Below are 14,046 nucleotides of genomic sequence, written 5' to 3'. Positions count from 1 at the left end.
GTACGTCAATCGCTAGCCAGCTGTATTTCGGGGATGCCCTGGCATGGACTGCCCCATTCGCAAAGCGAGGAGGGGTGCGCGGAGAACTGCCGTGGGTGGTGATCGGGATCGACGTCCTTGAGGCCGTGGGTGTAGGAAAACACATACCCCTCTGGCCCCTCAAATCTCAGAAAGATCTGTCCGGATGCGGGCTCGCGTCCGGGACCGTGCAGGATCTTGATCTGGCGTTCCTGCACGAAATAGTGGCCCTGCATGATCGCATCCAGGCTTTCGACGCCATAGCTGACATAAAGAATGCCGGCTCGATCAGACGGGTAGAGGGCAAGGCGGTGGTGCTTCCGGTCGAGCCTGAGGTAGGTCACGTCGCCGGCCCAATCGCTGATCCGGGCGCCAAGGATGGAGCTCCAGAATTGCTGGTCGTCCTTCAACGTGAGACTGCGCAGTCCGACGCCCTGCAGTCCGGTAATGCCGGCGTCTCGGCTGGGAAAATAGCGGCGGCCGCTTTGCGCCGGCCGTAGCACCAGGTCGATCTCGTTGCCGCTGGCATCCCGCACGATGAGTGCATCGCGCACGAAGCGCTGCTTGCACTCATCGGGGTCTGCCCGGCGCGCCGTGAAGCCGCTCTTCTGAAGTGCTTGCTCCACGCGATCGAGAGCAGCCTGACCGGAAACCTCGATGCCGACCGAGGATGATGCCGTCGCCGGCACAAGCGACAACGTGTGATAGCGGTCGTCCGATCGGAACAGCAGGGCCTGTTTGTCGGGCACCGGCTGCAGCCCCAGGATGTCGGCGGCGAATGCTGCCGCCGGCTGCGGCTCGCGGACGGCCAATCTGACGTAGCAGAGCCCGATCAGTGAATCGTGCGGCGTTCCTTCTGCCGAAACCCGTCCCGTCATGTCCGCTTTCTCGACTGCGTGGGCATCGCATCCTCGATGTACTGCCGGACGATCGTGCGCCAGACACCAAGAAGGCGCGAGAAGCGATCCGGATCCTTCTCGATCAGCATCCTGACCGAGAAGCCGCGAACCACGCTCAGGGTCAAGGCAAGTACATCCTTCGCGAGCTGCTCCGGAATTCCCGACGATATCAGCGTATCGAGCCAGGTTGCCTCGATCGAGAAGCGCGTCTGCCGGGCAAACTGGTGCGTCTCGCGCCTCAGCTGCCGGGTACTGTCATCGCTCATTGCGACAGCGAGCTCGATGAAGAAATAGTCGCCGAAGAAGAAGTCCTGGGCGTCCTTGATGATGCCGTCGATCGGATCGCCGCCGTCGTGCCGCGCCGATTGTGCACGGCGCATGCTCTGGGTGAACGTGACCTCGTTGACATAGGCCAACACAGCCACCACGAGTTCGTGCTTGCTGGGAAAGTGATGCATTAGTGCGCCGCGCGAGACGCCGGCGAGGTCGGCAACTTCGATAGTACGCAGGCCGCCGAGCCCGTTCCGGCGAATAAGCTTGACGGCGGCTTCCATCAGTTGCTTACGCGTAGTCTCGCTGCGCTCTGCCTGGGTTCGCCGAGGCGAGTATTTCGGCTCGGCCGTGCTGTCCCGGCGCGATCTCAGCTTTTGCCGGGGTGCCGGTGCCCGGGATGCCTGGGGGCCCCGGCGAGAGGTCAGCTTGGGGTCTTCAGAGTTGGACATAGACGCCGTCTTCAATCACCTTGACCGTGAAGGTCTTCAAAGGAACCGTACACGGCATGCCGGTCGGCTCACCGCTGGTGACATCGAATGTACCAAAATGCCAGGGACATTCGACGATGTTTCCCGTCAGGATGCCTTCGTCGGATAGCGAGGCCTCGCCATGGGTGCACAGGTCCGCCGTGGCGTAGATCGCACCGCCGACGTTGTAGATGGCCAGATTAGTCCCGTCCGGCATCGCCGCGGGACGAATCTCCCCCTCAGGAAAGTCCTCAACCCTGCCGATGAGAATGCCGCTGGTCGTGATCGTCATAGCATCGTACTTCCGCCATTGACGCTGATAACCTGTCCAGTCACGAACGATGCCTCCTTTGAAGCCAGATAGCATACCATCGATGCCACTTCGTCCATCTCGGCCGCGCGCCCCATCGGCACCACGTCGATGAAGCGTTGCAGTGCCTTTGGCGCCTTGAGTGTAACTTGCCGCACCTGGGGGGTGTCGACGATGCAGGGGGCCACGACATTCACAGTGATGCCGTCCTTGGCAAATTCACGCGCGAGGCCGGTCGCCATCGCGTGCACGCCACCCTTCGCGGCATTGTAGGCGGCGTGATCCCAAAGCCCGTTGCGGACCGAGTCCGCTCCGATGTTGACGATGCGGCCGTAGCCCTTGGCCTTCATGATCGGGACGGCGTGCCAGGTGCACCACAGCGTTGTCCAGAGATTACGATCGATCGTGGTCCGCAACGTGGCCGGCGTGTGGTCCAGGAACGGCTTGATAATCCCCCCGCCGGCATTGTTCACGAGTATGTCGAGAGTTCCAAATGTCTCGACGGCAGCCTTGATGACGCCGGCTGCGACGTCCTCCCGCGAAAGGTCGCCGGCTCTTACGACCGGCCGCTGGACATCGCTCCTGGAGATGTCGTCGGCGACTGTCCCAAGGCGCTTCTCGTCAATATCCGAGAGCACGAGGTTGGCGCCGGCATCGGCAAAATGGCGAGCGATGACGACGCCGATGCCGCTGGCAGCACCGGTGATCACGACCGTCTGTCCTTTGAAGCGAGAATTCATCTAATCTGACCTGTCAAAGAACGATACTGATGCGGCCGCTCGGCCGCAGGCCTTCGCCGCCGAGCAGGCAGCGCTTTTCCCGGATGCGAAAGCCTTCCCCTTGCAGCGCAAGGCGATATTTGTTCGTCCCGAAGTAGAGATCGGTGACGCCGTCCTTGGTCCGTAGCGTCTGGAACACGGCGCTGACGTCGAGCTCATCCTCATGTCGCGACTGAATGCGGACGTTGCCGACGATCCGGCTGGTCTTCGAATGCGGAAACTCCGCATGCGCGGTACGCTTCATCAGCCGTTTGACCCGCTCGCCAAGCCGCATGCGGTCGTCGGCGATGTAGAACAGACTGCTGTCCGGCGATGCATCCGCCGGCAGGTCGGTGCAGGGCACTTCGTACCTGGCGTCCTCGGTGAAGAGTGTCAGCCATTCCGGCAATCGCCATTGATCGAGCAGCTCGGCTTCGTTGAACAGAAAATCTTCTACTTCGGTGCGGCTTACGGATTGCATTTCGTTCTCCTCAGGCCGCGACACTCTTGATGCCGGATGCCGGTGCGGGGAACATCTGCTTGTTCCACTGCGTCCAGAACGCGCGCATCTGTAGCTCGTCGTCGTGATGAGCCTTGTCCTTGCCCATTCCCTTCGAGATGTCGTTCCAAAGAGCTTCCTTGGAATTCTCGAAGCCACGTTGGCAATGCTCGAGCGCTTCAGCGTCGTCGGGCGTGGCAAAGCCGCCGGGGCCAAGGAACTCGAGAAAGTTATTGAGCCGATACTTTCGCGCCCACGCGGATTCGTCGTTTGGCGCTAACGCCCATGCATTGATGACCATGTAGTCGGGGGCCATTGGGTAATAGGTGCGCACGGTCAATGCCATGATGTCATTCACGACGAGATTTGGGAAAATAAAAAGGTTGCGGTTCTTGCGCGCGATCCGCTCGGCGCGCGCCTCGCCGTGACGCTGGACGAGATCGGCGTAGATCCGATCGATCTCGGACTTGCCGGCTTCTCCCCAGCCGGGAATCCACTGTGCGACCGGCCGTCCCCACGGCGCACCATATTCAAGCACCGCGTGGCCATTGCCGAGATCGTAGCCATAGCCGCCGCCGCCCATTCCGGTGGCAAGATTATCGGTCGAGCTCATAAGGATATCGAAGTACGTCGCGTGGGTTGTCGCGGCATGATAGCCGTCGATGCTGTTTTCGGTGAGCAGCTTCCAGTTGGCCCGGATCGAATATTCTTGGCTGCCCGCGACAATCGACATTCCGGCGTCGGTCTGATCGCATATCACGTCGAGGTATTCCTTCGCGCCGGCGAGGTAGTCGACGAGCGGAATAATGTCGCTATCGAATGAGACGAAGTTGAAGCCGCGGTAGGTCTCGAACCGCGGCACCGGTTGCATGTTCGAGGTGTCGCGGCCCTTGAAACCCTCGGGGTAGGAGGCCTCGCCCGGCTGGCTACGGAGCTTGCCGTCCGCGCCGAACACCCAGCCGTGATAGAAGCACTGGAATGACTTGGCGTTGCCCTTGCGCTCGCGGCAAACCTGAGCGCCGCGATGCGGGCAGGTGTTGAGCAATGCACGCAGCTCTCCCTTGCTGTCCCGGGTGAACAGGATGCCCCGGCCGGCCACCTTGCGGGTAACGAAGTCGCCGGGCTTGGGAAGCTCGGACGAGTGCCCGAGGTATAGCCACGAGCGGTCGAATATCTTTTCCTTCTCGGCCCTGAAGATCTCGGGATCGACGAAGTTACGTCGCGCCACCTTGAAAATGCGCTGGACCGGATCGACGAGCAACGCGGGCTGCGGGTGTTCTGCGTTCATTGCGGTGTCCTCTTCCCTAGGCGGCGAGTAAGCGCTTCAGCTGAAAGGCGGGATTCTCAAGTTCGCTTTTTCGAACCGGCTTTCGTGCGGCGACGAGACGGCGCAGTACCGCCATGTCTCGCGCGGCATTGACGGTGGTGCCGCCGATGATCTCGTCATCGCGGACGCTGATCGTCGTGAAGCGCCCGGCGTCAACGTCGCCCCTGACTATCTCGTGTCCGCCGGCTGGATTGCCGACAACCTGGATGTTGGCGTCGTATTGGTCGGACCAGAACCAGGGCGGTGCGTCATAGGCGGTCTCTATTCCAGCCATGCACCTGGCGGTGGCGATCGCCTGGTTCTGGGCGTTTGCCCAGTTCTCGACGCGCATCCAGCGTTCATGGCTTCGGCTCCACTGCTCAGCGACGTCGCCTGCGGCAAAGATTCCATCGGCGGCGGTGGCGCCGGTCGGCGTGACGCGAATCCCGTGCTGGAACTCGAGGCCCAATTGGGCCGCAAGCTCGGTGACCGGTTCGACGCCGACTCCCACCAGGGCGATATCGACGGGAACGGTTCGGCCGTCGCCGAGCTCCAGTCCATAAGACGTGGTTCGCACTACCACGGCGCCGCAGATAATCTCCGCACCCTTCGACGAATGGAGGTGGCGAAGAAATCGGCCGAGCGAGGGGGAGCCAATCTGAGGCAACAGGCCCTCGGCTTTCTCGATGATAGTGACCTGGCAACCCCGCCCAGTTGCGGCGGAGGCGACCTCGAGGCCGACGACCCCGCCGCCGACAAGCGCCACTCGCCGTCCCGGCTGCAATTCCCGGCGCAGCGCGAGCGCATCGCCGATGCCACGGAGATAGCGGACGGGAAGGGGGCCATTGTCGAGTTCGGGCAGTCGCCGCACCCTCGTCCCGGTCGTGAGCAGCAATCGGTCGAACGAAAGCTCTTGCCCGTTTGCAAGGACGACAGCGCGCCGCTGTGCATCGGCGGCCACCACGCGCGACGAGGTGAGCAGGGCTATGTCGAGGTCACGCCACTCCCGAGCCTGCCGGATCAGGGCCGGAACGGCTTCGCGGTCGATCAGCATGGCCTTCGACAATTGCGGGCGCTCGTAGGGAAGATGCTCTTCTTCGCCGATCAGGCTGATCGGGCCGCGATGTCCGGCTGCACGCAATGCCTCGGCGGCCCGGGCACCGGCCTGTCCGGCTCCCACGATCACGATGCGCGCTTGCTGCGAATCCAACGTTGTTCGCTCCCTTAGCCGCTTCTCGGCTTGCGGCATTTTCGCTGCCGCCGCTTTGACGCGAAGGCGTCTTGACAGTTAAGATAAAAACAATCATTCCTGTTTGTAAAGTGAATTCTGTCACGCGCCGGATGGCGCGGGCAGGGATCGCGACAACAAGCTCGCAAGCGGGCAACAGGGAGAGCGTGTTGGGCACCGTGATCGATATTCACACGCATGTTGTGCCTGCGCGGCTCGCCGCGGACCCAAAACGGGATCCGCGCTGGCCGAGCATCGAGCATTCTACCGGCGACCAGGCGTCGGTGATGATCGCCGGGAAAGTCTTTCGAAAGATCGATGCCAGGTCGTGGGATGTGCAGCGGCGGCTTGCTGACATGATCGAAGATGGCACCGACATGCAGGTGCTCTCGCCGATGCCGGAGCTGCTGTCGCATTGGCTACCGCCTGACGACGCCGAGTATCTTGCGGCAGCGATGAACGATCAGATCGCGGGCATGATTGCGCAGGCGCGGCGCAATTTTGCGGGCATAGGCATGGTGTGCATGCAGGATGTGCCGCGCGCCGTCCAGCAGCTGGAGAAAATCAAGGCGCTCGGCTTCGCGGGGATCGAGATCGGAACGCACATCAACGGCGTAGCACTCGGTAGCGAAAGCCTGTTTCCGGTCTACGAGGCTGCCCAGTCGCTCGATCTCGGCATTTTCGTGCATCCGCTGCACCCGAGCGGCATGGAGCGCGTCGGCAGCAGTCCGGAATTCGCTGCCACAGCCGTGTTTCCGCTCGAGACGGCGCTTGCGTCGGTCTCACTGCTGGCCGCCGGCGTTCCGGAAAGGTTTCCACGGCTCCGGATCCTGCTCAGCCATGGCGGTGGCGCGCTGACATGGATCTTGCCGCGAATGGATTTTGGCTGGTTGCTGGGTGCGAAAGGCAAGATGACGCGGACACCTTCCGAACTGGCCAGGCAATTCTGGTATGACACGCTTCTCTACGATCCGGCGTCGCTGTCGTTTCTCGGCAATGCGGTAGGCGAGAGTCGGATCGTCGTGGGATCCGACTATCCCTATACGATACGGCAGAAACAGCCCGGCGCGTTCGCCAGGCGGGCGCTCGGCAACGATGCCGTGCTTGCCGAGAATTCCTTCGGTTTCCTCGGCCGGTATTATGACGTGGCAGTGCTCCGAGCCACGGAAGCGCCAGGGACGAGCGAGGCGGGGCCAGCCCATGGCTGACTGTCGTTCACTGCCGCAGATGTGCCTGCTTGGTCCAATTCCGCCGAGAACTCCGGGCCGTAGCGATGCCCAGGTGCCATCCGACGCGGCGCGGGGCGCAAGCAAATACGGCCGCATCCCCTTCGTCTACTTCTATCAGACTGGCGCGGCGGCCGACCCGGCATTCGGCCTGCTCGACATCGAGGTCGCAGTGCAGCGCCGTGGACCAGGAAGCTTCGCGTGCGAAGTCTACGCCATCGGAGACGGCTATCAAGCTGGACGTGGCGCAAGCACATACGAACCGATGGTGTTCGAATTCCGAGGTCGCGGTCGGACGATCGCGAGAGCGGAATGGCACTATCCGACGATTCTCAGCGGCCACATGGATGCGTTGACTTTTTCAGTTCCGCTTGAGCTCACGGAGGATGAGTTCGCCCTGCTCGACAGCGTCTTGCTACCGCCAGCGCGTGCCGAGGTGACAGTGTGTCTGGAGTGAGTACGATGGCCGACAAGACGATCCTGATCGGAAATCGCTATGTTGCCCGCCAGGATCTGCTCGACCGCGGCAGCCATGCCGCCACCGCGCTTGAGGCAGTCGGCGTCCGCGAAGGCGATGCGATCGCGCTCCTGATCCGCAACGATCCCTGCTATTTTGAGATCCTGCACGCTGCCGCGCTGCTCGGCGCCTATGTCGTCCCCTTGAACTGGCATAGCAAGGCCGACGAAATAGCCTACATCCTGGCGGACTGCACGCCACGGGCCCTGATCGGACACCGCGATCTGATCGCGGCGGTCGCGCAAGTCGTTCCTGCGGCATTGCCGACCTTTGTCATCGACGATCCCGCCGCTTCCGCCGCGCCGTCGGCGCTATCGGCTTCAAACAATCAGGATTGGGACACATTTCGCGATGAGGCTGCGCCTTGGGTGCAGCCGGCTCGCGCGCCGCGGGGCACGATGATCTATACGTCTGGCACGACGGGACATCCGAAAGGTGTTCGGCGGGCGCCGATGACACCGGAGCAGATCAAGAAAAACGCAACGCTGCTTCGTGAGATTTACGGCATCGAAGCCGGCATGCGGGCTTTCGTCTGTGGTCCTCTCTACCACGCGTCGCCCGGTGCGTTCGCGCGACAGGCGTTCCAGCACGCCGACCTCACGGTATTGCAACAGAGCTTCGATCCCGAAGATCTGCTGCGCGTCATTGCCGAACATCGGATTACGCATCTGACAATGGTGCCCACCATGTTCGTCCGCCTTCTACGGCTTAGCGACGGCGTTCGCAGCACCTACGACCTCTCGTCGATCCGCTGGGTGACGCACACCGGTGCCGCCTGTCCGCCCGACGTGAAGCGCGGGATGATCGAATGGTGGGGACCGGTGATTCACGAGACCTATGGCGCGACGGAGACCGGCGCCGCGGTCGGCTGCAATACGGCTGAATGGCTCGCCCATCCAGGCACGGTCGGCCGGCCTATGACGGGGACCCAGCTCAGAATCTACGACGAGGAGGGCGGCGAGGTTGCTGCGGGCGGTGTCGGCGAGATCTATCTGCGGACTGAAGCCTATTCGGATTTCACCTATCACGGCCGCCCAGAGCAGCGCACACAGGTCGATCGAGCAGGGCTCGTGACGTGCGGGGATATCGGCTATCTCGACGCCGAGGGCTTCCTCTACATCTGCGATCGCAAGCGCGACATGGTGATTTCGGGCGGAGTCAACATCTACCCGGCCGAGATCGAGAACGTGCTGGTCAATTGCCCCGGAGTGCGGGACTGCGCAGTGTTTGGCGTGCCCGACGCTGAATTCGGCGAAAGCCTGATCGCGGCGATCGAAGCCGAGCCGGACGGCTGGCCCGCACCGGATGATGTCACGGCTTTCCTGGAGCAGCGCCTCGCACGCTTCAAGGTTCCCAAGCGGTTTGTCTTCCACGATGCCCTGCCGCGGGAGGCGAGCGGCAAGATCTTCAAGCGGAAACTGCGCGACCACTATCTTCAAACCGGCGTTCGGCCGGTCTGAGTACCTATTGCCAATTACAGGAGATGAAGCGTGGATCTGAGTGACAAGTTCATCGACGTCGGAGGGACCCGCACGCGCTATCATGACGTCGGGCAGGGTGAGCCGACGATACTGATTCATGGTGGTGGACCGGGTGCGTCGGGTCTCAGCAATTATCGTAAGAATGTCGAGCCGCTGGCCGCAAGCCGCCGGGTCATTGTCGTCGATCTCCCCGGCTTTGGCGAGACCGAAGGCAAGCTGCAGGACGGGCCGATCTTCGCGGCCATGGGTGAGTTCGTCCGCAACTTCATGGATGCGATTGGCGTTCAGAAGGCAAGTTTCGTCGGCAATTCGCTCGGCGGCGCGACCTCGCTGATGGTCGCGCTTGAGGCTCCGGAGCGGGTCAACCGCCTTGTCCTGATGGGCACCGGAGGCAGCCAGGCGATCTTTACGCCGATGCCGACCGAGGGGCTGCGCCGAATGGCAATGTTCCATAGTGGCGATGGACCATCAATGCAGAAGCTGAAAGGCGTGATCGAGCTTCTGGTGTTCGATTCGAAATCGATCACCGATGCGCTGCTAGAGGAGCGGTTGAAGGCCGCGATGCGCAAGGACGTTATCGACATTTTCAAGCGTCCACCGCTCGATATCTGGCGCGAAAATCTCGCCGGGCTGAAGCATCGGACGCTGATCGTTTGGGGACGGGACGATCGCGTGGTTCCGCTCGACTCTGCCTTCATCCTGCTCAAGACAATGCCGAACGCCGAGCTCCACGTTTATCCCAAATGCGGTCACTGGGCGCAGTGGGAAAAGGCCGATGAGTTCAACGCGCTGGTCGCCGACTTCCTGGATCGGCCATGAACGCGATCGTTGATAAGCTAGCAACGCGCCTGCAGGAAGCGGAATCGGCGCGGCGTGCGATCGACCCGATCGCGGCCGAGATCGGCGCTGGCAATATCGAGATTGCCTATGCCGTGCAGTCCGAGGTGACCCGCCGTGGCCTGTCTGCCGGCAGACGGCTGGTCGGCCGAAAGATCGGCCTCACCTCGAAGGCGGTGCAGCAGCAGCTCGGCGTCGATCAACCCGATTATGGCGCTCTGTTCGCCGACATGGAAGTTCCGACCGGCGAGGCGATCGACACTACGCGGCTCATCCAGCCCCGCATCGAGGCGGAGATCGCACTCGTCCTGGAGCGCGACCTTTCCGGCGAGGACGTCACGCTCGGCGAATTGATGCGATCGACGGCCTACGCCGTTGCTGCGCTCGAAGTGGTCGACAGCCGGGTACGGGATTGGAGAATCAGTATTCTTGATACCGTTGCCGACAACGGCTCGAGCGCGCGGTACGTGCTCGGCGCATCGCCGCGCCGATTGACCGACCTGGATCTCGAGGGCTGCGGCATGACGATGACACGGGACGGTGTGATCGCATCCCTCGGCTGCGGCGCGGCCTGCCTCGGTCATCCCTTGCGTGCCGGGCTCTGGCTAGCCCGGGCGATGGCACGCGCTGGCCAGCCCCTGCGAGGTGGCGATGTCGTGCTGACGGGCGCGCTTGGTCCGGTATCACCGGTGTCGGCCGGCGAAGTTTACGAAGCGAAGATCTCCGGCTTCGGCCCAGTTTGCGTGACCTTCACATAGTCGCCGGGGATCAGGAGGCCAGCAAGAGCCACTTCAAGAGCTTCAAATCACCAACAAACGATAATCGGGAGGATTGAACATGACGTTGATTTCGCGAAGATCCGCCATTGCGGGGTTGGGAGCGAGCGCGCTTGCAATTGGAAGTACGTCAAGGGCGCGCAGCGGAAACTATGGACCCGGCGTTACGGATACCGAAATCAAGCTCGGGACCACTGCACCTTACAGCGGCCCCGCGTCCGGATACGGCGTCTACGGGCAGGCGCAGACGGCCTATTTTCAGATGATCAACGACAATGGCGGTATCAACGGGAGAAAAGTCAACCTGATCTCGCTCGACAATGCGTTCTCGCCGCCGAAGGCCGTCGAGCAGACCCGAAAGCTCGTGGAATCGGAGGAGGTGTTTGCGATCGCTGGCTTCCTGGGAACGGCGGCAAATGCGGCCGTCATGAAATATCTCAACGCCAAGAAGGTGCCGAACTTGTTCCTGACCTCCGGGGCCGAACGCTTCAACGATCCCAAGGAACACCCCTGGATTGTGCCGTTCTATCCGATCTATGTCGCGCAGGGAGCCGCGCTGGGCGCACATATCGTGAGCGAGAAGCCCGATGCAAAGATTGCGGTCCAGTACGTGAACGACGATCTTGGCAAGGACTTTCTCCGCGGCTTGAAAAAAGGTCTTGGTAGCAAGGCCGGCGCCGTCATCAAGGAAATCAGTCACGAGATCACCGAGCCGACCATCGACAACCAGGTCGCCGATTGCAAGGGAGCAGGTGCCGACGTCTTTGTGCAGTTGACTTACTCAAAATTTGCGGCGCAGGGCATTCGCAAGGTGGCCGCGCTTGGGTGGAAGCCGTTGCACATCATCAATTCGAACTGCAGCTCGATCGGAGGAACGTTGGCGCCAGCAGGGCTCGACAATGCGAAGGGGCTAGTCTCGGCGTGGTGGGAAGTCATAGCCACTGACCCACGCCAGCAGGACAAGCCTCGCGTCAAGGCCTATGTGGAGTTTATGAAGAAGTACATGCCGTCAGTCAGCATCGACGACAACACGGCAACGCCTGGCTACAACAATGCCTATATGATCGAGCAGGTCCTCAGGCGATGTGGCAATGAGCTCACGCGAGAGAATTTGCTCCGGCACGCGACCTCGCTGAAGGACGAGCAACCGCCGCTGTTTCTTGATGGCATCAAGGTCGGCAGTTCGGCGACTGACTATCGCGCCGTCCACAACCTTCAAGTCACCCGTTTTGACGGTGCCAACTGGGCCCCGATCGGTGACATGGTTGATCTCGACGGCATCGCGTCGTGACTACAGTGGCGTCGGCCCAATGCGCGGACCGCGGGATCATAGACATTAGACGCTGAGGTCAGGCTCAGCTGCTACTTCGTCACCGGAGGCGCGCAAGGCCAAGAGGGGCAGCGTCATCACAAGCGTTGAGTAGTGCTACTCGTCCGTCGACATCCGGACATACTTCGTGCGCGCGATCCATTCGGCGTGGCCTTTCTCCAGTCGGGCGCTTCCCGCATGTCAGTGACCTTCAAGGGTAGCGGTAAGGTAGGGCTCAAAAGGTGGAGATTTCCTCTCTAAGGTGCCGAGGAATTAGGGTGAAATGCGAGCGAACGGAAGCGGGTGCCAACACTCGACCGAATCGTAATGCTCCGAAGCTTATTGTCGGGTAAGACGGGGCAACTGCTTTCGGAATCGCCGGCTGATGGACTGCTAGCCCTGGGGCTTCATTCCCAGGCGTTGGCCGCAAATGCTGCCATACATGCCGACGACTCCACCGAGGCCATATCCGGCATTCGAATCTTCGGTGTTGAGTTGTTCGACAATCCCGGTCGACGAGGCGATCACGCTTACCTTGCAATAGCGCGTGCTCGCGGTGCCCCAGCCTCGATCCGTTGCAATATCGGTCACGGCTGAGAGCTGCCAGACATAGGATGATTGGCCGCTGTTCATTCTGAATGTGCTGGTTGGCGGCCCGAACTGCACCACAAGTCTATCGATGTTCTGGCCGATGTATTGATCACCGAGCCTTGCTATGACTTCCTGCTTGGATGCTGGCGCAGCCAGCGAGCACTGCGCAGGCGGCGGCGATACTCAAAAGTCTCATTCTTGATTTCCCCCAGCGATCGGGACACTAAGCGCAACCAGAGGGCAAGATCAATGCCGATGTGACTAAAGTCTTAGGGACGTCGTGGATCCCCTGTTGCTGGACTCAGCCGCATCGCGATAGGCATGCGATCGCTTGAGCGGGGTAGAGGGTCAGATCCTCGCGGAGAAGCGGTCGAACGCGGTCAGCATCTGTATCCGGATTTCGGCGTCTCGTTGATAGATCGCCTCCTGGAGATATTCGATTTCGGCGGCTTGATTGCCATCATCGACATCGATGTACCAGGACCGCGGTCGGCCATCGGCACCATCGCTCCAGCGGTAGCCGCGCCGCTTGAGCTCGTCCTTGAGTTCGAAGGGCGACTGCTCGGCCCAGACCCGGACCGTCTTGCGGCGGGCGCGCTCGAGCAGCACCGAGAGCACGGTGCGATTAAGCTCGGGCAGGGCCATCGCCAGGATCTCGAGCAGCGCCTGGCAGTCGTCGACCGCCCGGTGCGCCTCATGAAACAGCCCGGCTTTCATTAAAAGATAGGACAGGCGCGATCCCTCAAAGCCGTGGCTGCGCCATTCGACCTCGCTGACCGAGCAGGCCCAGGCCTTGTGCGCGAACAAAGACGCGTAACGCTCCATGAACTTGCGATCGAAACCGGCATTGTGTGCGATGACGATGACCGCCTCGGAAGCGAACGCGTTGATGCGGTCCTCATCGAGACTGTGACCAGCAACCATCTCATCGGTGATGCCGGTCAGCGCGGTGATCTCGGCGGGAATTGCGACCGACGGTTGGTTGAAACCGCTAAGGATGTCGATGACCCGACCGATCCTGCCGTCGGCAAGATAGCTGAACTTGACCATCCCGAGCTCGATGATCTCGTCTTTGGCGGTATCGAGGCCGGTGGTTTCGACGTCGAGCAGGATCGCGGTCTTCTCTGGCTGTCCGTGCGGCGTGAATTCGGTGCGTGGAACCAGCCGTCGCAGCACCCGGAAGTCGGGCGACTGTTCCAGCATGGCGGCGATCTCAGCGAGGGGCGATTGAACGGTCATATCGAATCGGGTTGGGGCCTTGTCATGTGGCGGCGGGCAAGCTTACCCGATCAAGCCGGAACCAGCATCGCAGCGCCTGTGGATACGTCTTGGCTCGCGGCCGGCAACTGGCCTGGCGATGGAGAGCAGTTTCGCGCGCCGCCAGATGCGGGCGGGCTCTCGTGAAATTCGCGTCACGGCCTAGGTGTCTGGTCCCGGAGTGTGGGGGAATCAGCCAAACTGGTCCTTCATTCCGGGAGGACCTATGGGCCAGATACTCCATGGCAGCGCCACGACCACGCACGCGATCCGAGCGGCAATACAGCGATCGAA

General features: G+C 61.7%; 15 protein-coding genes. 6 read left to right on the top strand and 9 right to left on the bottom strand.

Annotated elements, in window-relative coordinates; genetic code table 11:
* Positions 1 to 5: 5 nt before the first annotated feature.
* Genes I6F38_RS26985 through I6F38_RS26955 form a run of 7 tightly spaced genes read right to left on the bottom strand, consistent with a single transcriptional unit; the run spans position 6 to position 5,740 of the window.
* A complete protein-coding gene (locus tag I6F38_RS26985; protein ID WP_225162463.1) occupies positions 6 to 896 on the bottom strand; it encodes an oxidoreductase in 891 nt (296 codons plus the stop codon).
* Positions 893 to 1,639, bottom strand: a complete 747-nt coding sequence (locus I6F38_RS26980) for a TetR/AcrR family transcriptional regulator (protein WP_080583172.1) — start codon at positions 1,637 to 1,639, stop codon at positions 893 to 895. Before I6F38_RS26980 ends, I6F38_RS26985 begins: the two co-directional genes overlap by 4 nt.
* The gene (locus tag I6F38_RS26975; protein ID WP_069277405.1) at positions 1,626 to 1,949 is read right to left on the bottom strand and encodes a non-heme iron oxygenase ferredoxin subunit; all 324 of its coding nucleotides are present in this window, start codon (positions 1,947 to 1,949) and stop codon (positions 1,626 to 1,628) included. The genes I6F38_RS26980 and I6F38_RS26975 overlap by 14 nt, the downstream gene beginning before the upstream one ends.
* Positions 1,946 to 2,707, bottom strand: coding sequence for an SDR family oxidoreductase (locus I6F38_RS26970; RefSeq protein ID WP_225162462.1), 762 nt, complete (start codon positions 2,705 to 2,707; stop codon positions 1,946 to 1,948). Before I6F38_RS26970 ends, I6F38_RS26975 begins: the two co-directional genes overlap by 4 nt.
* Before the next feature lie 13 nt (positions 2,708 to 2,720).
* Positions 2,721 to 3,206 (bottom strand): aromatic-ring-hydroxylating dioxygenase subunit beta, encoded by a 486-nt coding sequence (locus I6F38_RS26965; protein ID WP_225162461.1) that lies wholly within the window; start codon positions 3,204 to 3,206, stop codon positions 2,721 to 2,723.
* 10 nt (positions 3,207 to 3,216) lie between these two features.
* The gene (locus tag I6F38_RS26960) at positions 3,217 to 4,512 is read right to left on the bottom strand and encodes an aromatic ring-hydroxylating dioxygenase subunit alpha (protein WP_225162460.1); all 1,296 of its coding nucleotides are present in this window, start codon (positions 4,510 to 4,512) and stop codon (positions 3,217 to 3,219) included.
* 16 nt (positions 4,513 to 4,528) lie between these two features.
* Entirely contained in the window at positions 4,529 to 5,740 is a 1,212-nt protein-coding gene (locus I6F38_RS26955) for an FAD-dependent oxidoreductase (protein ID WP_225162459.1), read from the bottom strand.
* Positions 5,741 to 5,937: 197 nt separating this feature from the next.
* On the opposite strand from I6F38_RS26955, the gene I6F38_RS26950 reads away from it, so the two are divergent.
* The 6 genes from I6F38_RS26950 (at position 5,938) to I6F38_RS26925 (ending at position 11,886) form a co-directional block, all read left to right on the top strand.
* Complete coding sequence (locus tag I6F38_RS26950) at positions 5,938 to 6,966, top strand: amidohydrolase family protein (RefSeq protein ID WP_225162503.1); 1,029 nt, start codon at positions 5,938 to 5,940, stop codon at positions 6,964 to 6,966.
* Positions 6,959 to 7,441 carry a hypothetical protein gene (locus I6F38_RS26945; protein WP_225162458.1) on the top strand — a complete coding sequence of 161 codons (483 nt, stop codon included), beginning with the start codon at positions 6,959 to 6,961 and terminating at the stop codon, positions 7,439 to 7,441. The genes I6F38_RS26950 and I6F38_RS26945 overlap by 8 nt, the downstream gene beginning before the upstream one ends.
* 5 nt (positions 7,442 to 7,446) lie before the next feature.
* A complete protein-coding gene (locus tag I6F38_RS26940) occupies positions 7,447 to 8,961 on the top strand; it encodes an AMP-binding protein (RefSeq protein WP_225162457.1) in 1,515 nt (504 codons plus the stop codon).
* Between the two features lie 30 nt (positions 8,962 to 8,991).
* Positions 8,992 to 9,801, top strand: coding sequence for an alpha/beta fold hydrolase (locus tag I6F38_RS26935; RefSeq protein ID WP_225162456.1), 810 nt, complete (start codon positions 8,992 to 8,994; stop codon positions 9,799 to 9,801).
* On the top strand, positions 9,798 to 10,577 hold the full coding sequence (locus I6F38_RS26930) for a fumarylacetoacetate hydrolase family protein (protein ID WP_038381851.1): 780 nt from the start codon (positions 9,798 to 9,800) through the stop codon (positions 10,575 to 10,577). The genes I6F38_RS26935 and I6F38_RS26930 overlap by 4 nt, the downstream gene beginning before the upstream one ends.
* A gap of 79 nt (positions 10,578 to 10,656) precedes the next feature.
* Positions 10,657 to 11,886, top strand: coding sequence for an ABC transporter substrate-binding protein (locus tag I6F38_RS26925; protein WP_225162455.1), 1,230 nt, complete (start codon positions 10,657 to 10,659; stop codon positions 11,884 to 11,886).
* A 411-nt stretch (positions 11,887 to 12,297) separates the two neighbouring features.
* Here the strand turns inward: I6F38_RS26925 and I6F38_RS26920 are convergent, their stop codons facing one another.
* Entirely contained in the window at positions 12,298 to 12,537 is a 240-nt protein-coding gene (locus I6F38_RS26920; protein WP_225162454.1) for a hypothetical protein, read from the bottom strand.
* A 306-nt stretch (positions 12,538 to 12,843) separates the two neighbouring features.
* The gene (locus tag I6F38_RS26915; protein ID WP_225162453.1) at positions 12,844 to 13,734 is read right to left on the bottom strand and encodes a 3'-5' exonuclease; all 891 of its coding nucleotides are present in this window, start codon (positions 13,732 to 13,734) and stop codon (positions 12,844 to 12,846) included.
* Positions 13,735 to 14,046: the final 312 nt, after the last annotated feature.

Source organism: Bradyrhizobium sp. BRP56, from assembly GCF_020194035.1.
Lineage (GTDB): Bacteria > Pseudomonadota > Alphaproteobacteria > Rhizobiales > Xanthobacteraceae > Bradyrhizobium > Bradyrhizobium australafricanum.
This window is presented reverse-complemented; position numbering and strand designations above follow the sequence as displayed.

Bases quoted from the DNA above. Each gene is read 5' to 3' on its own strand.
- I6F38_RS26965 (WP_225162461.1), bottom strand. From the start codon at position 3,206: ATGCAATCCGTAAGCCGCACCGAAGTAGAAGATTTTCTGTTCAACGAA.
- I6F38_RS26970 (WP_225162462.1), bottom strand. From the start codon at position 2,707: ATGAATTCTCGCTTCAAAGGACAGACGGTCGTGATCACCGGTGCTGCC.
- I6F38_RS26985 (WP_225162463.1), bottom strand. From the start codon at position 896: ATGACGGGACGGGTTTCGGCAGAAGGAACGCCGCACGATTCACTGATC.
- I6F38_RS26975 (WP_069277405.1), bottom strand. From the start codon at position 1,949: ATGACGATCACGACCAGCGGCATTCTCATCGGCAGGGTTGAGGACTTT.
- I6F38_RS26960 (WP_225162460.1), bottom strand. From the start codon at position 4,512: ATGAACGCAGAACACCCGCAGCCCGCGTTGCTCGTCGATCCGGTCCAG.
- I6F38_RS26920 (WP_225162454.1), bottom strand. From the start codon at position 12,537: ATGAACAGCGGCCAATCATCCTATGTCTGGCAGCTCTCAGCCGTGACC.
- I6F38_RS26915 (WP_225162453.1), bottom strand. From the start codon at position 13,734: ATGACCGTTCAATCGCCCCTCGCTGAGATCGCCGCCATGCTGGAACAG.
- I6F38_RS26925 (WP_225162455.1), top strand. From the start codon at position 10,657: ATGACGTTGATTTCGCGAAGATCCGCCATTGCGGGGTTGGGAGCGAGC.
- I6F38_RS26930 (WP_038381851.1), top strand. From the start codon at position 9,798: ATGAACGCGATCGTTGATAAGCTAGCAACGCGCCTGCAGGAAGCGGAA.
- I6F38_RS26940 (WP_225162457.1), top strand. From the start codon at position 7,447: ATGGCCGACAAGACGATCCTGATCGGAAATCGCTATGTTGCCCGCCAG.
- I6F38_RS26945 (WP_225162458.1), top strand. From the start codon at position 6,959: ATGGCTGACTGTCGTTCACTGCCGCAGATGTGCCTGCTTGGTCCAATT.
- I6F38_RS26980 (WP_080583172.1), bottom strand. From the start codon at position 1,639: ATGTCCAACTCTGAAGACCCCAAGCTGACCTCTCGCCGGGGCCCCCAG.